21 protein-coding genes are annotated in these 16,408 nt (G+C 68.1%); 7 read left to right on the top strand and 14 right to left on the bottom strand.

Going from position 1 to position 16,408, the window contains the following annotated elements; genetic code table 11:
* Positions 1-19: 19 nt before the first annotated feature.
* The 3 genes from BrevBR_RS15280 (at position 20) to BrevBR_RS15270 (ending at position 2,076) form a co-directional block, all read left to right on the top strand.
* Complete coding sequence (locus BrevBR_RS15280) at positions 20-667, top strand: helix-turn-helix domain-containing protein (RefSeq protein ID WP_332639991.1); 648 nt, start codon at positions 20-22, stop codon at positions 665-667.
* A 76-nt stretch (positions 668-743) separates the two neighbouring features.
* Positions 744-1,304: a CC0125/CC1285 family lipoprotein gene (locus tag BrevBR_RS15275; protein WP_332639990.1), complete on the top strand. Its 561-nt coding sequence runs from the start codon at positions 744-746 to the stop codon at positions 1,302-1,304.
* A 4-nt stretch (positions 1,305-1,308) separates the two neighbouring features.
* Entirely contained in the window at positions 1,309-2,076 is a 768-nt protein-coding gene (locus BrevBR_RS15270; protein WP_340001495.1) for an SDR family NAD(P)-dependent oxidoreductase, read from the top strand.
* Here the strand turns inward: BrevBR_RS15270 and BrevBR_RS15265 are convergent.
* The gene (locus BrevBR_RS15265) at positions 2,061-2,699 is read right to left on the bottom strand and encodes an NAD(P)H-dependent oxidoreductase (protein WP_340001494.1); all 639 of its coding nucleotides are present in this window, start codon (positions 2,697-2,699) and stop codon (positions 2,061-2,063) included. The two genes, BrevBR_RS15270 and BrevBR_RS15265, sit on opposite strands and share 16 nt — an antisense overlap.
* 98 nt (positions 2,700-2,797) lie before the next feature.
* Here BrevBR_RS15265 and BrevBR_RS15260 point away from each other — a divergent pair, with 98 nt between their 5' ends.
* The gene (locus tag BrevBR_RS15260; RefSeq protein WP_332639987.1) at positions 2,798-3,433 is read left to right on the top strand and encodes a sensor histidine kinase; all 636 of its coding nucleotides are present in this window, start codon (positions 2,798-2,800) and stop codon (positions 3,431-3,433) included.
* A gap of 86 nt (positions 3,434-3,519) precedes the next feature.
* Here BrevBR_RS15260 and BrevBR_RS15255 read toward each other — a convergent pair whose 3' ends face one another.
* The 6 genes from BrevBR_RS15255 to BrevBR_RS15230 all read right to left on the bottom strand — a co-directional run bounded on the left by BrevBR_RS15255 (position 3,520) and on the right by BrevBR_RS15230 (position 8,369).
* The gene (locus tag BrevBR_RS15255) at positions 3,520-4,278 is read right to left on the bottom strand and encodes an LOG family protein (protein ID WP_332639986.1); all 759 of its coding nucleotides are present in this window, start codon (positions 4,276-4,278) and stop codon (positions 3,520-3,522) included.
* Positions 4,275-5,855 (bottom strand): MBL fold metallo-hydrolase, encoded by a 1,581-nt coding sequence (locus BrevBR_RS15250; RefSeq protein ID WP_340001493.1) that lies wholly within the window; start codon positions 5,853-5,855, stop codon positions 4,275-4,277. The genes BrevBR_RS15255 and BrevBR_RS15250 overlap by 4 nt, the downstream gene beginning before the upstream one ends.
* The gene (locus BrevBR_RS15245; protein ID WP_340001492.1) at positions 5,852-6,493 is read right to left on the bottom strand and encodes a LysE family translocator; all 642 of its coding nucleotides are present in this window, start codon (positions 6,491-6,493) and stop codon (positions 5,852-5,854) included. The genes BrevBR_RS15250 and BrevBR_RS15245 overlap by 4 nt, the downstream gene beginning before the upstream one ends.
* A 90-nt stretch (positions 6,494-6,583) precedes the next feature.
* Positions 6,584-7,444 carry a universal stress protein gene (locus BrevBR_RS15240; RefSeq protein ID WP_332639983.1) on the bottom strand — a complete coding sequence of 287 codons (861 nt, stop codon included), beginning with the start codon at positions 7,442-7,444 and terminating at the stop codon, positions 6,584-6,586.
* 68 nt (positions 7,445-7,512) lie between these two features.
* Positions 7,513-8,007, bottom strand: coding sequence for a pyridoxamine 5'-phosphate oxidase family protein (locus tag BrevBR_RS15235; RefSeq protein ID WP_332639982.1), 495 nt, complete (start codon positions 8,005-8,007; stop codon positions 7,513-7,515).
* Complete coding sequence (locus tag BrevBR_RS15230) at positions 8,004-8,369, bottom strand: cytochrome c (protein WP_340001491.1); 366 nt, start codon at positions 8,367-8,369, stop codon at positions 8,004-8,006. Before BrevBR_RS15230 ends, BrevBR_RS15235 begins: the two co-directional genes overlap by 4 nt.
* Before the next feature lie 114 nt (positions 8,370-8,483).
* Between BrevBR_RS15230 and BrevBR_RS15225 the strand changes: the two genes are divergently transcribed.
* From BrevBR_RS15225 to BrevBR_RS15215, 3 genes are read left to right on the top strand one after another with little or no spacing between them, the layout of a single operon-like run.
* On the top strand, positions 8,484-9,314 hold the full coding sequence (locus tag BrevBR_RS15225; RefSeq protein ID WP_332639980.1) for a universal stress protein: 831 nt from the start codon (positions 8,484-8,486) through the stop codon (positions 9,312-9,314).
* 16 nt (positions 9,315-9,330) lie between these two features.
* Positions 9,331-9,699: a hypothetical protein gene (locus BrevBR_RS15220; RefSeq protein WP_340001490.1), complete on the top strand. Its 369-nt coding sequence runs from the start codon at positions 9,331-9,333 to the stop codon at positions 9,697-9,699.
* Positions 9,700-9,704: 5 nt separating this feature from the next.
* Entirely contained in the window at positions 9,705-10,277 is a 573-nt protein-coding gene (locus BrevBR_RS15215; RefSeq protein ID WP_340001489.1) for an NAD(P)H-dependent oxidoreductase, read from the top strand.
* A 22-nt stretch (positions 10,278-10,299) separates the two neighbouring features.
* On the opposite strand, the gene ccoS is transcribed toward BrevBR_RS15215, so the two are convergent.
* Genes ccoS through ccoO form a run of 7 tightly spaced genes read right to left on the bottom strand, consistent with a single transcriptional unit; the run spans position 10,300 to position 16,403 of the window.
* Positions 10,300-10,464 (bottom strand): cbb3-type cytochrome oxidase assembly protein CcoS, encoded by a 165-nt coding sequence (gene ccoS, locus BrevBR_RS15210; protein WP_332639977.1) that lies wholly within the window; start codon positions 10,462-10,464, stop codon positions 10,300-10,302.
* Positions 10,461-12,599, bottom strand: coding sequence for a heavy metal translocating P-type ATPase (locus BrevBR_RS15205; RefSeq protein WP_340001561.1), 2,139 nt, complete (start codon positions 12,597-12,599; stop codon positions 10,461-10,463). The genes ccoS and BrevBR_RS15205 overlap by 4 nt, the downstream gene beginning before the upstream one ends.
* A 26-nt stretch (positions 12,600-12,625) precedes the next feature.
* Positions 12,626-13,114 (bottom strand): FixH family protein, encoded by a 489-nt coding sequence (locus BrevBR_RS15200; protein WP_332639976.1) that lies wholly within the window; start codon positions 13,112-13,114, stop codon positions 12,626-12,628.
* Entirely contained in the window at positions 13,111-14,601 is a 1,491-nt protein-coding gene (gene ccoG, locus BrevBR_RS15195) for a cytochrome c oxidase accessory protein CcoG (protein WP_340001488.1), read from the bottom strand. Before ccoG ends, BrevBR_RS15200 begins: the two co-directional genes overlap by 4 nt.
* Positions 14,598-15,497 carry a cytochrome-c oxidase, cbb3-type subunit III gene (gene ccoP, locus BrevBR_RS15190; RefSeq protein WP_332638892.1) on the bottom strand — a complete coding sequence of 300 codons (900 nt, stop codon included), beginning with the start codon at positions 15,495-15,497 and terminating at the stop codon, positions 14,598-14,600. The genes ccoG and ccoP overlap by 4 nt, the downstream gene beginning before the upstream one ends.
* Positions 15,490-15,663: a cbb3-type cytochrome c oxidase subunit 3 gene (locus tag BrevBR_RS15185; RefSeq protein ID WP_332638893.1), complete on the bottom strand. Its 174-nt coding sequence runs from the start codon at positions 15,661-15,663 to the stop codon at positions 15,490-15,492. Before BrevBR_RS15185 ends, ccoP begins: the two co-directional genes overlap by 8 nt.
* Positions 15,660-16,403 carry a cytochrome-c oxidase, cbb3-type subunit II gene (ccoO, locus tag BrevBR_RS15180; RefSeq protein ID WP_332638894.1) on the bottom strand — a complete coding sequence of 248 codons (744 nt, stop codon included), beginning with the start codon at positions 16,401-16,403 and terminating at the stop codon, positions 15,660-15,662. Before ccoO ends, BrevBR_RS15185 begins: the two co-directional genes overlap by 4 nt.
* Between the last annotated feature and the right edge of the window lie 5 nt (positions 16,404-16,408).

The following is a 16,408-nucleotide window of genomic DNA, read 5'->3' as shown; positions in this document are numbered from 1 at the left end:
CTCGACAGGGGAGTTTGAGATGACGCTCATCGAACCATTCAGCGACAGGACCTCGTTCGGCCCGGCCGGCGCAAACGGAACCTGGGATGGCGCGCTCCGCATGGATTTCGCCCCCGGCGAGGAAATCTACGGTCAGCAGGAATCCGCCGACCTGATCTATTATCTGGTCAAGGGCTCGATCAGAACCAGCCATCTGCTCACCGACGGACGGCGACAGGTCGGGGATTTCTACTACGAGGGCGACGTTTTCGGCGTGGAGACCGGGCCGGAACACAGGTTTTCCGCCGAAGCCCTGACGACCTGCGACGTCATGGTCGTGAAGCGGTCGGGGTCAGTCGCCTTCGAACCGGGACGGGTCGAGAAACTGCTCCGGGCCGCAACCGCCACGGAACTGGCCCGGGCCCAGACTCACCTGCTCCTGCTGGGCCGCGCCACTGCCTGCGAGCGGGTGGCCCGCTTCCTTCTCGATATGGCCGACCGGTTCCGGGGTGATCTCGTGATCCTGCCGATGAGCCGACAGGACATGGCCGACTATCTGGGCCTGACCATCGAGACGGTCTCGCGGATGCTGGGGCGCCTGCAGGCCGACGGCGTGGTGGAGTTCGCGGGCAGCCGGCGCTTCCGGGTCCGGCATCACAGTGGCTTGGCCAGACTCGCCGCAGCGTGAGTCCGGCCGCCGATAAGGACGGCCGGCGTCACCACCAGAGATCACTGCGCACCGAGGATCCCGAAAGGAAAATCCCATGTCATCCGCTTCACCCCGTATCCTCCTGGCCGCCCTGGGCGCCGTTCTGACTCTGTCCGCCTGTACGACCGCCACGCCCTATCACGCCGCGTCACTCACCGATCCCGCCCATGCGGACGGCTACCGCGAGTTGCGGCTTGAACCGGAACGTTGGCGCATCGTCTTCGCCGGCAACAGCCTGACCTCCCGAGAGACAGTTGAGACCTATCTGCTGTACCGGGCCGCCGAGCTGACCCTGCAGAACGGTTACGACTGGTTCCAGGCGGTCGAACGCGACACCGAGGAACACGTCACCCTGATCGTGCGAGAACCGATCGGCGCCTGGGGTCCCGGCTGGGAGCCGCACTGGCGCTACGCCTATGGCGTCCGCGCCGGCTGGCGCAGCTGGGATCGCCACAGCCCCGATCCAGCCTTCGACGTCCAGCGAGTCACCGACTATGAGGCCGTCGCCGAGGTGGTCATGCGCCGCGGCCCCAAGCCGGCCGACGACGCCCGCGCCTTCGACGCGCGAGCGGTCAAGGCGTCGCTCGAAGACCGCATCATCCGGCCGGAGGCCTGACGCCATGAACCGCCTGTCAGACAAGGTCGCCGTGATCACCGGCGCCGCCGTAGGCCTGGGCCGCGCAACTGCCGTCCGGATGGCGGAGGAAGGCGCGTCCGTGGCGCTTCTGGACGTCCTGGACGCCGAGGGCCTGGCACTGATCGAGATGCTCCGGGAGCGCAATCTGCCGGTCGCCTACTGGCATTGCGACGTGTCCAGCGAGCGGGAGGTTCAAACTGTGATGCAGGACATCGTCGAGCATTTCGGCCGCATCGACATTCTGGTGAACAACGCAGGCGTGGCGGGGGTCAACAAGCCCACCCACGAGATCACAGAAGCCGAGTGGGACTGGGTCCAGGGGATCAACGTCAAGGGCGTCTTCTTCTGCACCAAACACGCCATTCCGCACATGAAACACGCCGGCGGCGGAGCGATCATCAACCTGTCGTCGATCTACGGCCTGGTCGGCGGCGCTGACGTTCCGCCCTACCATGCGTCGAAGGGCGCCGTGCGTCTGATGACCAAGACCGACGCCCTGCTCTACGCGGCCGACAGAATCCGCGTGAACTCGATCCACCCCGGCTTCATCTGGACTCCCATGGTGGAAGCGCACCTCTCGGCGCAAGGCGACCTGGAGGAAGGGCGGAAAGCGACCGCCGCGCTCCACCCGCTCGGCCACATCGGCGAGGCCGACGACATCGCGTGGGGCGCTGTCTACCTGGCTTCGGACGAGGCGAAATTCGTCACCGGCGCCGAACTCGTCATCGACGGCGGCTATACCGCCCGCTGATCCTCTTCGCGGGTATAGGCGGCGACGATCCGGCGGGCCCGGTCAGCCACCTCCCGCTGGTGGCGCTGGAGCACATTCTTGCGCATGCCGCCGACGACGCCGCCGATGTTGTGATGGCCGATGATCTCCATACCGGTCATCGCCGCGAAATGGGCGTCGAAATGCGCCTGCATCGAGGTCCAGGCGCCGGAGCGCTCGACCCAGTCCTGGGGCGCGCCCGACGAGGTGAAGGTGATCATCTTGCGACCGCCCAACAGGGGGTGATTGCCGCCGTGCTGACGGGCCGTGTAGCCGAAGTCCATGCCGAAGACCCGATCGACGTAGCCCTTCATCATCGCCGGGGTGGCGTTGAACCACAGCGGATAGAAGAAGGCGAAGATGTCAGCCCCGGCGATCGCCGCCCGCTCGCGGGCCACGTCCGCTCTGACCGCAGCGCCCAGGTGGTCCGGCATCTCTCCGGCCCGCAGTCGTGGATCGAAGCGGAGCCGGTAAAGGTCGCGCTCCACCACCTCCGCGCCCGCGGCCCGCGCGGCGTCTGCGAAGGCGCCGGCCATGGCGACGGTGAAACTCCGCCGCCGGGGATGGGAGACGACAACAGCGATGCGGAGGGCTGGGCTTTGCATGCGTCTATTATCCGTCATGGGCGGATCCATGACCTTGATCTGGCTCAAGGCGTCCCGAATCCGTCCGGCCTAGCTTGGTCGGACCGAGGGAGGGACCCATGCCCAGCGTCTTCAGCCGCCCGCAGACAGTTGCTGAGGACGCCATTCGGGCGGCCCACCATCAGATCGGCAACAGCCTGCAGTCGGTGGCAAGCCTGCTGAGCCTTGAGAGTCGGACGGCCCCGCCCGGCGCGGCGACAGTCCTCAGCGAGGCCGGGCGGCGGGTCCGCACGGTCATGCACCTTCATCAGCGGCTACAGGAAGGCGGCGGCGACACCGTGAGGCTCGATGATCTGCTGGGCGACATCTGCCGCGACGTGGCCGAACTCGATGCTCTCAATCGGGAACTGGAAATCAGGGTCAGCATCGCCCCCCTCTGTACCGGTTCCAAGGCAGCTTCCGCCTTGGCCCTGATCACCGCCGAGTGCGTCGGCAATGCTCTGGAACACGGCCTGGCCGGGCAGCCGGGCGTCATCGAAGTGACGCTGCAGCGCACTGATGCCGGCGCTCGACTGGTTGTCTCGGACACGGGTGTGGGAAGTTCAGGCGGTGCCTGGACTCCCGGCTTCGGCCTGTCGTTGGTATCCCGTCTGGCCGATCAGCTCGGCGCCGAAATCGTGCGATCGGCCGACTTGGCGGGATCGCGTTTCGAGCTGGCCTTTTCCGACGTCTGGAGCGATCCCCCGTGCCCCTGACAGCCCGGTCCCTCTCAAGGACGAGCCCATCGAGGTGAAACTCGATGAAGCCCATGAGGCGATCGATGTCGCCAGTGCAGAGGCGGTCAGCCGTCAGACAGGGCGTGAGCGAGCCTGCCCCAGGCGTCATCTCCGTCCTCGGCGAACTGCAGCAATTCCAGATCCCCGGGGCTTACGAAGCCGTTCGCGAGAAGGACTTCGAAGCGGATCAGGCCGGTCCAGTAGGTCTTGTCCACGAGGATGATCGGCACAGACCTCATCTTGCCAGTCTGCCGCAGCGTCAGGATCTCGAACAGTTCGTCGAGAGTCCCGAAACCGCCCGGAAAGACCACCAAGGCGCTGGCGCGCATCGCCAGGTGCATTTTGCGCATGGCGAAATAGTGGAAGCGGAACGTCAGATCCGGCGTCGACCACTCGTTCGGCTCCTGCTCCTGCGGGAGGCTGATGTTGAAGCCGATCGACGGCGCGCCGGCGTCCGCCGCTCCCCGATTGGCGGCCGCCATGATCCCCGGCCCGCCGCCGGTGGCGATGACGTTCCGCCGCGGCTGGCCGCCGCCGTCAAGCGCCCCGCCCTCGCGGGAAGCCAGGGTCGCGAAACGGCGCGCCTCGGCATACCAGCGCGCCTGGTCGACCGGACCGTCCTCGGTGATCCGCGCGCTTCCGAAGACCACGATCGTCGAGGCGATCCCCCAGGCACGCAGCGCCTCGTCCGCCTTGGCGAACTCCATGAGGAAGCGCACGCCACGCATGGAGTCGCCGAGAAGAAAGGCCTCGTCGGTGGCCGGGAGGCGGTAGGCCCGGTTCGTAACCTGGGCGGCGTTGGTCGCAGCGGGGCGATCGGTCATCGGTCCGTCTCCAGGGCCTTGTTCAGTCTGGCGAACAGACCGGCCCGTTCCGTATCGCTCGGCAGCGCCTGGAGTCTTTCGTTCAGAGCGACCAGGAAGGCGGCGCGGTCGTTATGCCAGTCCGGCCGGGTCGCCTGCCCGGGGGCCAGCCGCGCGGCGCTTCCCGGCAGGGGTTCCGCCGATGTCCGGGTAAGGAGGTAGGTCTGGTCAAGCAGTGCCGTAACAGGCCGGTATCCGACGCCGGCCAGCCGGCCCGCCAATGTCGCCAGGGCCGCCGGCTCACCATGGTCGAGCAGCACCGTTCCTCGGACGGGGCTTCTCGCCTTGAGCCATTCCACCAGGTCGGTCGCATCTCCGTGGCCGGAGTAGCAGTCGAGATTGCGGATGCGCGCGCCGACCCGGACATCCTCGCCCTGAATGCGGACGGCGGAGCGGCCCTCGACCAGCAGGCGGCCCAGGGTGCCAGCGGCCATGAAGCCGGTCATCAGCACGGTCACCTCCCTGCGCCACAGCAGGCGTTTGAGATGACGGCGGATGCGACCGGCGTCGCACATACCGCTGCCGGCCAGAATGATGTGCCATCCGGTCAGGCGCTCGAGCCGGTCGCTTTCCTGGGGTCGCATCAGGTGGTGCAGGCGGGTGGCGTGCCGCAATGGCTCGAAGGGATTCTCCCCGGTATCCGGGTTCCAGCCGCGCCGCAGGAAGACCTCCGTCGCCTCGATGGCGAGCGGGGAATCGAGAAAGATGTCGCCGGCCAGATCCGGCTCGTCCTCCATCACCGCGAGAAGATCGAGGATGAGTTCCTGGGCGCGGCCCACGGCGAAGGTCGGGAGCAGCAGAGGTCCGCCTGCTGCGCGCGCCTGGCGCAACTCTTCGGCCAGCGCCTGGCGTCGGGCGGCGAGTTCCAGATCGATGCGCTCCCGGTCCCCGTAGGTGCTCTCGAGGATTACATGGTCGACGCCGACGGGACCGGCGGGATGCGGCAGGAACGGTTGTCGCCCCGATCCGAGGTCGCCCGAGAACAACAGGTTCAGGCTGTCGGCGCCCTCGCCTATCTGCACTTGAATCGAGGCGGCGCCCAGCAGGTGGCCGGCCGGCCACCAGGTGGCCTGCACGCCCGCGACGACCGGGGTCGGTTCCTCGAATTTGACCCGTTCAAACAGCCGCAGGGTCGGGTCGACATCGCCGGTCGTGTAGATCGGCTCTACGGACCTCAGACCCCTCTGGGCGTTCCTCCGGTTCAGGTGCCGCACCTCGCTTTCCTGGATGCCGCCGGCGTCGGCCAGCATCACTTCGCAGAGATCCCGCGTGCCTCGCGTCGTGAAGATGGGACCGCGAAAGCCGGCCTTGACCAGTTTCGGCAGCAGTCCCGAATGGTCGATATGGGCGTGGGTCAACAACACCGCGTCCAGCGAAGCAGCCGCGAACGGAAAGGGTTCGTAGTTGAGCGCCTTGAGCGTCTTGGGCCCCTGGAACATGCCGCAATCAATGAGGATGCGCCTGCCGGCGGCCTCGAGCAGCATGCAGGAGCCGGTGACGCACTCGGCCGCCCCGTGGAAAGTCAGATTGGCAGTCACGTTGCGGGCTCCGGGAAAAGCGGGATGGACAGCAGCCAGAGCATGGCCGCCAGGAGGCCGAGCGCAAGGATCACCCGGAAGCCGAAAGCCCAGCGGGAGGGCAGTCTCGACGCCACCTCGGCCGCGCCGAACACCACCGCGCTATGGATGATCACGCTGATGGCGATGTGAAGAGCGCCGAGAATGAGGATCTGAAGACAGACTGGGCCCGCGGACGGTCTGATGAAGCCGGGCAGCATGGCGAGGTAGAATATCGCCGCCTTTGGATTGAGCAGGTTCGCCGCCAGACCACGAAGGAACGGCTGGGTGTCCCCGGCGTCCGGGCGCCGGTCGGGGGCCGGCGCCGGCCGAACCGCATCCCAAGCCAACCAGACGAGGTATCCTGCGCCGACCCAACGAAGAATCTCCAGCCCCGTATGGGAGTAGAGCGGCGTCCGGGTCAGGCCGAAGAGGGCGACAAGAAGCCAGAACGAGAGCCCGACGGTGATGCCGGCGACGGCCAGAATGCCGGCCCGGCGACCCCGCGAGACGCCGAGAAGCGCCAGCCAGGCCAGATTGGGACCGGGCGTGAGTTCGATCAGCGCCATCGCCAGGGCGAAGGCCGGCAGCACGGCCGGGTCGACGCCGAAGCCCTGCATCAGCGAACCGCAAGGCAAGTCATCCCGATCGCCGTGACGGCCGGGACGCCGGAGCCGGTCAGGCGCGCAATAGCTTCGCGAACGGCCATGTCAGTGCGCCAGCAACAGACTGGGACCGTCCTTGTGAATCAGGAAGCTTCGCGTGGCTCCGCCGAAGATGGTCTCGCGAAGGCGGGAGTGGCCCCACGCGCCGGCGACCAGCAGTCCGGCCTGCCGGGCCTCGGCCGCCGCGATCAGCGCCGCACCTTCGTCATATCCCTCGACCAGCGTCGCCACGCCCGCGCCAACACCATGGAGTCTGAGATAGGCGTTGAGCAGATCGATGTCGGGTTCGGCAGCTTGCCGATCCAGGGTGGTCACGCACTGGATCACATGGATGGCGCTGGCCATTGCCAACAGAGGCAGGGCGGCGCGGACCGCCCGACCGGCCTGAGGGCTTCCGTCCCAGGCGATGGCGGCGGGGCCAGCCAGCCGGTCAGGGTCGCCACGGGCGATCAGCACCGGCGCGCGATCGGCCAGCAGGGCCTGGCCCAGCAACGCCTTGCCCGGCTCGGTCTGCAGACTCTCCTGGGCGATCACGACCAGGTCGGCCAGGGCCGCATGGCGGGACACGGCCAGCGCCGGGCGAAGCCCCCGGGTGAGGACGGAAAGCCGGGGCGCGCCGTCTCCGGCGCCATAGACCACGTCCGCTTCATTCGCCGCCCGGCGCGCGGCGACCTCGATATGGCCCTGGACCTCCCGTTCGGCCGCCGCCAATTCCTCAACTGCATCCGGGGAAAGGGTGGCGCCCAAAGCCATGCCCAGGGCGATCATGTCGACAGCCGAGTCGGGATAGGTCGGGACGACCTCCACGACGGAGTCGTGCTGGCCGGCAAGCCAGGCGGCGAAGGCCAAGGCGGAAGGATCGCCCCCGCCGCCCGAGGCCAGAGCGATGATGCGTTTGAGGCTCATGGTGGTTCTCCCTTTCGAGTCACCGTCGGCCAGGCGCGTCGACAGCGCCTTGACCCGGATCAAAACGGTCAGAACAGCTGCGAAACGCCGTCGTGTTCCGCCCCGACCGTGAAGGTCTCGGCTTCGCTGCGGCCGCCGGTCACGCCGACGGCGGAGATGACCCCCGGCCTGAAGTGCAGCACCGCGACGGAGTCTCCCGAAGGACAGTAGGCGTGCACATCCGGATACCGCTCGATCACCTGACGATTGAGCCGCTCAACGGCGACCGGATCGACGACCTCCGCAACCCGGCCCGCCATGGAGACGCCGACTCCGTCGCCCCGGCTTCCGCTTTCGGAGCGGATCGCCACCGAGGCGCGCGGATCGGCCTGCAGATTGGCGAATTTCTGGCTCGTCCGCGCGACGATGAAATACAGGTTCAGACCTTCGTTCAGATAGCCCACAGTGGTCGCCTGCGGCCAGCCGTCAGGCCGGTTGCACGCCAGGGTCATCAACCGCTCGTGGTCCAGCAGATCGACGACGGCCGTGACCGCGCGGCCATGGATCGGAACCGCGGCGCTCATTGTTCGGCCTTCACGGTTTCCAGGTAGGCGATCAGGTCGTCGATCTCGCTGGCGCGAAAAACAAAAGCGGGCATGGCCGGGTGGCCGGTGACCAGGCCTTCGGCGAAGGCCTCCTCGAGTTGATCGAGCGGGTAGCGGTGAACAATCTCGCGGAACGGGGTCGCCTGGGCCATCGGACTGGCGCCGGCGGGTCCTATGGCGTGGCAGCTGACGCAGGTTCCGGCGGCGAGCCGTCGCCCGCGTTCGGCCGCCTGCGCCTGAACGCCCGGCCTCGCCGATACTGCCGCGGACGGCGGCTCCTGGCTCGCGCAGGCGAAGCCGCTCAGGGCGAGGACGGCGGCGGCGAGGCGGGGCATGAACATGATGCGTCTCCAAGGCGGGCTCATAGTGGCCTGCGGGCGAACGAGCGGCGTTGATCCTGATCAACGCGCGCGGCCTCGGGGTGCGGTTCTCTTGACCCGGAGATGGAGACCGCCATGACCTACGCCAGCCTGCTTGTCGCCGTCGACGACGGCCCGGAAAGCGATAGCCGCCTCGAACTGGCTTGCGACCTCGCAAACGCCTTCAACGCCCACCTGACCGGCCTGTGCGCGGGATCCATCGCGCCGCCCCTGTATGATCCGCTCGCGGGCGGAGCCATGGTCGGGGAGTTGATCACCCTCTATCGCGACCTGGCGGAGGCCGAGGTGGAGAGCGCCCGAACGCGCTTCTCCGAAATCGTCCGGATTCGGGACGTCGATGCCGACTGGCGCGGTCAGGTCGGTTTCCCGGGGGAGGTATGCGCCCGCGCTGCCCGGGCGGCCGATCTGTTGGTACTGGGCGGGCGCAACGCGCGCGCGCCCTACCACGCTCCGGATGTCGCCGACGTTCTGATGGGATGCGGGCGTCCCGTGCTCGTGACCCCGCCGACGCGTGTACGCAATCCGGTCGGCGAACCCGCCCTGGTCGCATGGAAGGACACCCGCGAGGCGCGTCTCGCCCTGGCGGGAGCCATTCCGCTGCTGCAGCGGGCGAAGGGCGTCACCCTTTATGCGATCCGCTCCAGCGAGGACAATGAAGCCGCCGACGGAGAACTGGCCGACGTCGTCCGGTTTCTGGCCCGGCATGAGATCGCGGCCGACCCGGTGATCGCGCTCCGGGGAGAAACATCGGCGGGACGCCAGATCCTCGACGAAGCGCTCGCCCGCCGCGCGGGTCTGATCGTCGCGGGCGGCTATGGCCACGCCCGGCTGCGGGAGTGGGCGCTCGGCGGCGTGACCCACACCCTTCTGGCCGAGAGCGCCCTCTGCCTGTTGCTTGCCCATTGATACCGAGGACACGACCATGACCAGCGCCCTGCACCACATCCGTCTTGAACTTGCTCGGGAACCCGGACATCCCGACGGCGATCCCCACAGCGGCTACGACCTGGTCGCGCCTCTGGATACGGCTGGCCGTCTGGACCCGAAGGCGGCGCGAACCACAGAGAAATCCTGCCGCGTCCGTCGCTTCGACAAGGACGAGACGGTGGCGACGGGTTGGTTGTTGAGCTCCGGCCGCGGGGGCTGGATACTGGATTTCCCCGGCGACGCCCACGACGAGACCGGCTTCCGCTTCGGCGACGAGCGTTTCATACCGGGCGAGTACGTATCCTTGCAGGCCCCGGACGGAGCCACGCACACCTTCCGGGTCGCCCAGCTTCGAGCCCTGTGAATCCGATGCGGATCGGCATCATCGACGGACATCCCGACGGCGACGCGGCGCGTTTCTGCCACGCCTTGGCCGACGCCTATTCAGACGGCGCGCGAGAGGCCGGACACGAGGTCCGGTTGCTGCGTCTCGCGGACCTGGACTTCCCGATCCTGCTCGACCGCGCCACCTGGGAGGCGCCGCATGCCTGTCCCGACCTCACCGACGCCCAGGATCTGGTGGCGTGGTCGGAACACCTGATGATTGTCCACCCTCTGTGGCTCGGCGCGCCGCCGGCCCGGCTCAAGGCGCTGCTGGAGCAGATGTTTCGACCTGGTTTCGCTTTCAAGCCCGGACAGACCAGGAGCGGGCGGCTCACCGGCCGCTCCGCACGGATCATCGTAACCATGGGCATGCCGGCGGTCATCTTCCGGCTGTGGTTCGGCGCTCACGGCCTCAAGGCCCTCAAGCGGAACATCCTCGGCTTCGTCGGCATCCGGCCTATCCGCGATACGCTGATCGGCAATATCGAGGGTCTGACCATGGCGCGGCGGCAGGCCTGGCTTTCCTCGGTCAGGGCGCTGGGGGCCAGCGGCCGCTGAAGTCGGGACGCCGGTCCCGCCCTCAGGACGCGGGCGAATCCGCGTCCGCGTCGTCCTCGATCAGGATGCGCGCCGCCGTTCCCTCGATGTCGTCGTACTGACCGGAGCGCAGGGTCCAGACGAAGGCCCCCACCGCGACCAGACCGAGCAGCACCGAGAACGGCGCCAACAGGAAGATGATGTTCATCGCCCGCCCCTCACCCGAAGGGCGTTGATGGTGACGACCAGCGACGAACCGGACATCGCCAGGGCGGCGACGAACGGATTGACGAAGCCGAGCATGGCGGCCGGCGCGGCGACCAGATTGTAGAGGGCCGCGAAGCCGAAATTCTCCAGCGCGCGGCGACGGGCCGCACGGGCCACGTCGATCGCCTCAACGATGGTCATCAACGCGTCTCCGGTGAGCACCAGATCGGCGGCGTTCTGACTGGCCTCGAGCGCCGAGCCGGGCGCGATGGCGGCGTGGGCCCTGGCCAGTGCGGCGGCGTCGTTCAGGCCATCCCCGACCATCAACACCTTGCGACCGGCGGCGGCCAGACGATCGATCGCCTCGGACTTCTCCTGCGGCAGCATCCCCGCCTTCCAGCCCGCCACCCCGACCGCATCGGCCACCGCGCTGACGGCGCCGACCTGATCGCCCGACAGAATCTCCATCGTGATTCCGCGATCCTCCAGCGCCTTGATTGCGGCGGCGGCGTCCGGCCTGACGATATCCGAGAACTGCAGCCGGACCTTTGTCTCGCCTTCGAAGCCGAACCACAGTTCCGTTTCGCCCGATCTCAGGGTCGGGGCGCCGACGAAGGCCGCCCGGCCGAGGCGGGCGCGACGCCCGCCGATCAGCCCCTCCACCCCCAGACCGGCGTGTTCGACGACATCCCTCGCCAGGGGCCCCTCCCCCGCCGCGCGCGCGACGGCGCGCGCCATAGGGTGACTGGAGGCCCGAGCCAGCGGCGCCGCCATGGCGATCACCGTCTGCGATGCGCCCACGAGCGCAGGGCGACCCTCGGTCAGCACGCCGGTCTTGTCGAAGACGACGTGGTCGATCTCGGCCAGCCGCTCCAGCGCGGCTCCCGACTTGACCAGCACACCCCGGCGGAACAGCCGCGCTGACGCCACCACCTGAACGGCCGGTACGGCCAGTCCCAGGGCGCAGGGGCAGGTGACGATCAGAACTGCGACGGCCCGGATCAGGGCTTCCCGCGGGTCCAGGCCCAGGGCCCAGCCTCCCGCGAAGGTCGCAAGCGCCGCCGCGTGCACCACCGGCACATAGAGGGCGGCGGCGCGATCCGCGAGCCGGACATAGCGCGAGCGCGACTGCGCGCCCGCCTCGACCAGTCGGGCGATGGCGGACAGGGTGGAGTCCTCCGACCGGGCGCTGGCGCGCAGGGTCAGCAGGCCGGCCGTGTTGACGGCGCCGGCGCGGCACAACCCACCCGGCGTAACCCGCTCGGGCATGCTCTCGCCAGTCAGCAGACTGTTGTCGATCAGCGCCTCTCCGGCCTCGAGAACGCCATCGACCGGGATGCGGTCTCCAGGGCGAACGCGAAGGATGTCGCCGGGCCGGACATCGCCCAGCGGGACGGTGCGCTCGTGGCCGAGCGCGTCCACGACGCGGGCCGTCGGGGCCTGAAGGGCCAGCAGGTCTCCGGCGGCGCTGCGCGCCTTCGCCCGGAGCACATGATCGAGCCAACGTCCGATCAGCAGCAGGAACAGCAGGGAGACCGCGGCGTCGAAATAGGCGTCCCGGCCGTTGAGGATGGTCTCGGAGAAGCTGATCGCCAGCGTCAGGATCACCCCGACCGAGATCGGCACGTCCATATTGGCCCGGCCCGCGCGCAAGGACCGCCAGGCAGACTGGAAGAAGGTCATGCCGGCGAAGATGGCGCAGGGTGCGCCCACAGCCGCCGACATCCACATCATCATGGCGCGCGTGGCGGGCCCGAGTTCCTGGCCGAACAGCCCGGCCCAGATCGGCACCGAGAACATCATGGCGTTCATCGCGCCGAATCCGGCGACGGCGAGGGCGAGGATCAGCCGTCGGCCTTCGCGGTCGCGCTGCGCCGTGGCCGCGCCGGGATCGAACGGTGCGGCCGAATAGCCGAGCCGGTCCAGCGCCGAGATGATCCGCGCCGGATCGACCCGGGCGTTGGCCAGACCGACGGCGAGCCGGCCGGTCGACAGATTGAGCCGCGCCGATTCAACGCCGGGCAGACCTGACACCTCGCGCTCGATCTTCGAGATGCAGCCCGCGCAGCGCGCGCCGGTGACCAGCAGGTCGACGCTCGCGCGGCCATCGTCCGTCTTCCGCAGGAAGGCCGACATGTCCGGCGCAGTCGCCGCCTCGAAGGTCACGGCCACGTCAGCCTCCGCTCGGCGATGAAGCTGCGGCCGGCGCCGTCCACCGCCTCGATGCGGGCGTCCCAGGCCCCGGACAGGGCACGGTCGACGCCGTACTGACCGGGCGCTTCTTCATTGAGAACGACTTCCGCGCGGCCCTGTTCGGTGGCGGGCCGCTGCAGCGTGGCCGACACCTTCAGGCCAGTCAGCGGACGGCCCTCGCGATCCTGCATCAGCACATCAAGGCCGTCCCGCCGGGCCTCGGCGCCCGCCCGCCAGCCGAGAGAGTCCTGTACGCGCAATCGCTCAAGCTCGGCATTGTAGATCAGGCCAGCCTCATAGGGTCGAGGGGCGACCTGACCAGGATGGGTGCGGTAGGCCATCACAAGGAAGCCGGCGTCGACGCCGACAACGACGGCGAAGAAGGCCACCACGCCGGCCGCTACATGCCATCCCTTGACGGCGAACGGCGGCTTCACGGACCGGGTCGAGGCGTTCATTGCGGCAGGCTCCCGTAGTCAAAGGCGGTCGGAACGGTCATCGTCTCGTCGCCCAGACGGATCTCGAAAGCCGCGTCCCGGCTGCCCTCGCCGACCTCGTCGGCCGGCGCCGTGACGAAGATACGCAGCGGCGTGACCCGGTTCGGCTCGACCTCGACGCGCAAGGGATTGGCGCCCGGCTGGCCGGGGATCCTCAGCTCCGCCCCGGGAACCCCGGCGTAGCGGATCTCGACGGCGGCCGTTTCGAACCCGTGATTGGCGATCTTGAGTGTGTAGCCGTTGCGCACCGCCCCATCGTGCAGCCGGATATAGGCCGGGTTCCGGTCCCGCAGCGCATGGACGCCCAGCTGCTCCCGGGTGCTGAAGCCCCAGATCATCAGACCCCCGACGAGCAACAGCGCGAGGCCGTAGTAGAGGGTGCGCGGCCGGATCAGCTTATGCTCCGGCTTCTGACCGCAGTTGCGCGCCGCGACCGCCGAGTCGGTGTCATAGGCGATCAGCCCGCGGGGCCGCCCGACCTTGTCCATGACCTCGTTGCAGGCGTCGATGCACAGGCCGCAGTTGATGCACTCCAGCTGCGCCCCGTCGCGGATGTCGATGCCCATCGGGCAGACCACGACGCACTGGTTGCAGTCGATGCAGTCGCCGCGGCCGTCCCAGGACTCAGTCTTCTTGTGCGGCCCCCGCGGCTCGCCGCGGTCGTAGCGGTAAGTCACCTGGAACGACTGGTCGTCCAGCATGGCCCCCTGGATGCGCGGCCATGGGCACATATAGGTGCAGACCTGCTCGCGCATATGGCCGGCGAAGACGTAGGTGGTGAAGGTCAGGACGGCGCACGACACATAGGCCGTCATCGGCGCGGTCCCGATCCAGAAGGTGCGGATCAGGTCGGGCGCGTCGTGGAAATAGAAGATCCATGCCCCGCCCGTGCCGAAGGCGACGCCGATCCACACCAGATGCTTTCCGGTCTTGCGCCACAGCTTGTTGAAGGACATCGGCGCCGCGTCCAGCCGCATGCGCGCGTTGCGGTCGCCTTCGAACATCCGCTCGATGTAGATGTAGAGATCGGTCCACACCGTCTGTGGACAGGCGTAACCGCACCATAGCCGCCCGAACAGGGCGGTGACGAGGAACAGCGCCAGCGCCGAGATCACCAGCAGGCCGGTGATGAAATACACCTCCTGCGGCCAAAGCTGGATCATGAAGAAGTAGAAGCGACCGCCGTCGAAATCGACCAGCACGGCCTGGTCAGGCAGGGCGCCCGGACGGTCCCAGCGGATCCAGGGCGTGATGTAGTAGATCGCAAGCATGGCGATCAGCAGGGTCCATTTGATCCACCGCCACCGGCCGTGGACCAGCTTGGGATAGATCGGCACGCGGGCCTGGTAGAGACCCTTGGGCCGCGCCTTCTCGCGCTGGCGTTCGGCGACCGAGACCGGACCCGCCGTCGCCGGCCGCTCGCGGGTCCGGTCGATGATGATGGTCATGGCGCGGCGGCTTCACTCGCGCCGGTGGTCTCGCCGCCGCCGGCGTTGACGTGGACATAGACGGCAAGCGCCTTGATAACGGCGGGTGAGAAACGGCCCTCCCAGGTCGGCATGACCCCGTTGCGGCCGTTCTGGATCTGGCCCCGAATGGACTCCCGGTCCGAGCCGAACAGCCATTCGCGATCGGTGAGGTTGGGAGCCCCCAGCGTCCGGTCGCCCACCCCCGTCGGCGTATGGCAGGCCGCGCAGTTGTCGGTATAGAGCTGCTGCGCCCGACCGACCGCAGCGGCGTCAGCCTGACGCCCGGACAGCGCCATCACATACTCCGTCAGATCGGAAACCTGGCCCGCGTTGAGCATGCCGTCCCGTCCGAACGCCGGCATCTGCGACATCCGTGTCTCCGGGTGAGCCGACCGGACGCCGACCCGGATCGTGTGTTCGATCTCGGCCAGGGTCCCACCCCACAGCCAGACGTCGTCACGCAGGTTCGGATAACCCTTGGCTCCGCCCCCGCCGACGCCGTGACAGCTGGCGCAGTTGTCTCCGAAGACCGACTGGCCCACCGCGAGAGCATGGGCCTGCAGGTCCGGATTCGACTCGATCTGCTCCAGCGACGCCGACATCAGCAGGGTCTCGCCGCGGCCCCGCTGCGCCTGCAACGCATTCAGCTGCTCGACCACGTCGATGCGGTCGGACTGCTTCAGCACCCCGGGCGTGTAGCCGTTCAGGCCCGGCCATGCCGGCATCAGCACCCAGTAGACGACGGCCACCACAATCGAGCCGTAGAAGATCCACAGCCACCAACGCGGCAGCGGATTGTCCAGCTCCTTGATGCCGTCCCACTCATGTCCGGTCGTCTCGACGCCGGAATGATCGTCGCGCTCGCGTTCAGACATGCTCGTCCTCGTCATTTTCGAGCGGCAGATGGGAGAGGCGGCGGAACGCCTCCCCGTGCTTGGGCCACAGGGCGTAGACCAGTCCAGCGATGAAGATGGCCCCGAAATAGAGGGTGCCGCCTTGCTGGGCGAACCGCGCCACGGCTTCGTAGTCGAGCCCGCTCATCGCATGTTCTCCGGGTCTTCGGCCTGGTAGGTCCGGAAATCGACCTGGGTGCCGAGTTGCTGAAGATAGGCGATCAGGGCGTCCATCTTGGTCAGGCGGGACGGGTCCCCGTCGAAGTCGCCCTGCACCACCTTGGGCCCGTAACGGCTCCGCAGTTCCGAGGTCTCGCTCGCAAACGGATCGACCTGGGCGTTCAGATCCGCCTCGGCGTTCTCGACCTGATCGGCCGTGTAGGGAACGCCGACCGCCAGCATGGCCCGAAGCTTCGCCTTGATGGCGTGCTGGTCCAGGTCCTGGTCGGCCAGGAAGCGGTAGGGCGGCATGTTGGACTCCGGCACCACGGCGCGCGGGTCAATCAGATGCTCGAGATGCCATTCGTTCGAATACTTGCCCCCCACACGCGCCAGATCCGGGCCTGTGCGCTTGGAGCCCCACTGGAAGGGGTGGTCATACATGCTCTCGGCGGCGAGGCTGTAGTGGCCGTAACGTTCGACCTCGTCGCGCAGCGGGCGGATCATCTGCGAGTGGCAGCTGTAGCAGCCCTCGCCGATATAGATGTCGCGGCCGGCCAGCTCGAGCGGCGTATAGGGACGGACGCCTTCGACCTCCTCGATCGTGCTCTCGACCCAGAACAGCGGGGCGATCTCGACGATGCCGCCGATAGAGACGACGATGGTGATGCCTATCACCAGCCAGAGCGAGTGACGTTCGAATTTCGCGTGCTTCTTCCACATGGACATGGGGC

The organism is Brevundimonas sp. BR2-1 (genome assembly GCF_037626195.1).
Classification (GTDB): domain Bacteria; phylum Pseudomonadota; class Alphaproteobacteria; order Caulobacterales; family Caulobacteraceae; genus Brevundimonas.
The sequence above is the reverse complement of the archived record's forward strand: the minus strand, read 5'-3'. Positions and strand labels throughout refer to the sequence as shown.

Coding starts and splice junctions, on each gene's coding strand:
- ccoP (WP_332638892.1), bottom strand. CDS start 15,497: ATGTCTGAACGCGAGCGCGACGATCATTCCGGCGTCGAGACGACCGGA.
- ccoG (WP_340001488.1), bottom strand. CDS start 14,601: ATGACCATCATCATCGACCGGACCCGCGAGCGGCCGGCGACGGCGGGT.
- BrevBR_RS15205 (WP_340001561.1), bottom strand. CDS start 12,599: ATGTCGGCCTTCCTGCGGAAGACGGACGATGGCCGCGCGAGCGTCGAC.
- BrevBR_RS15200 (WP_332639976.1), bottom strand. CDS start 13,114: ATGAACGCCTCGACCCGGTCCGTGAAGCCGCCGTTCGCCGTCAAGGGA.
- BrevBR_RS15270 (WP_340001495.1), top strand. CDS start 1,309: ATGAACCGCCTGTCAGACAAGGTCGCCGTGATCACCGGCGCCGCCGTA.
- BrevBR_RS15235 (WP_332639982.1), bottom strand. CDS start 8,007: ATGAGCGCCGCGGTTCCGATCCATGGCCGCGCGGTCACGGCCGTCGTC.
- BrevBR_RS15265 (WP_340001494.1), bottom strand. CDS start 2,699: ATGCAAAGCCCAGCCCTCCGCATCGCTGTTGTCGTCTCCCATCCCCGG.
- BrevBR_RS15230 (WP_340001491.1), bottom strand. CDS start 8,369: ATGTTCATGCCCCGCCTCGCCGCCGCCGTCCTCGCCCTGAGCGGCTTC.
- BrevBR_RS15280 (WP_332639991.1), top strand. CDS start 20: ATGACGCTCATCGAACCATTCAGCGACAGGACCTCGTTCGGCCCGGCC.
- BrevBR_RS15185 (WP_332638893.1), bottom strand. CDS start 15,663: ATGAGCGGGCTCGACTACGAAGCCGTGGCGCGGTTCGCCCAGCAAGGC.
- BrevBR_RS15260 (WP_332639987.1), top strand. CDS start 2,798: ATGCCCAGCGTCTTCAGCCGCCCGCAGACAGTTGCTGAGGACGCCATT.
- ccoS (WP_332639977.1), bottom strand. CDS start 10,464: ATGAACATCATCTTCCTGTTGGCGCCGTTCTCGGTGCTGCTCGGTCTG.
- BrevBR_RS15225 (WP_332639980.1), top strand. CDS start 8,484: ATGACCTACGCCAGCCTGCTTGTCGCCGTCGACGACGGCCCGGAAAGC.
- BrevBR_RS15220 (WP_340001490.1), top strand. CDS start 9,331: ATGACCAGCGCCCTGCACCACATCCGTCTTGAACTTGCTCGGGAACCC.
- ccoO (WP_332638894.1), bottom strand. CDS start 16,403: ATGTCCATGTGGAAGAAGCACGCGAAATTCGAACGTCACTCGCTCTGG.
- BrevBR_RS15215 (WP_340001489.1), top strand. CDS start 9,705: ATGCGGATCGGCATCATCGACGGACATCCCGACGGCGACGCGGCGCGT.
- BrevBR_RS15240 (WP_332639983.1), bottom strand. CDS start 7,444: ATGAGCCTCAAACGCATCATCGCTCTGGCCTCGGGCGGCGGGGGCGAT.
- BrevBR_RS15255 (WP_332639986.1), bottom strand. CDS start 4,278: ATGACCGATCGCCCCGCTGCGACCAACGCCGCCCAGGTTACGAACCGG.
- BrevBR_RS15275 (WP_332639990.1), top strand. CDS start 744: ATGTCATCCGCTTCACCCCGTATCCTCCTGGCCGCCCTGGGCGCCGTT.
- BrevBR_RS15245 (WP_340001492.1), bottom strand. CDS start 6,493: ATGCAGGGCTTCGGCGTCGACCCGGCCGTGCTGCCGGCCTTCGCCCTG.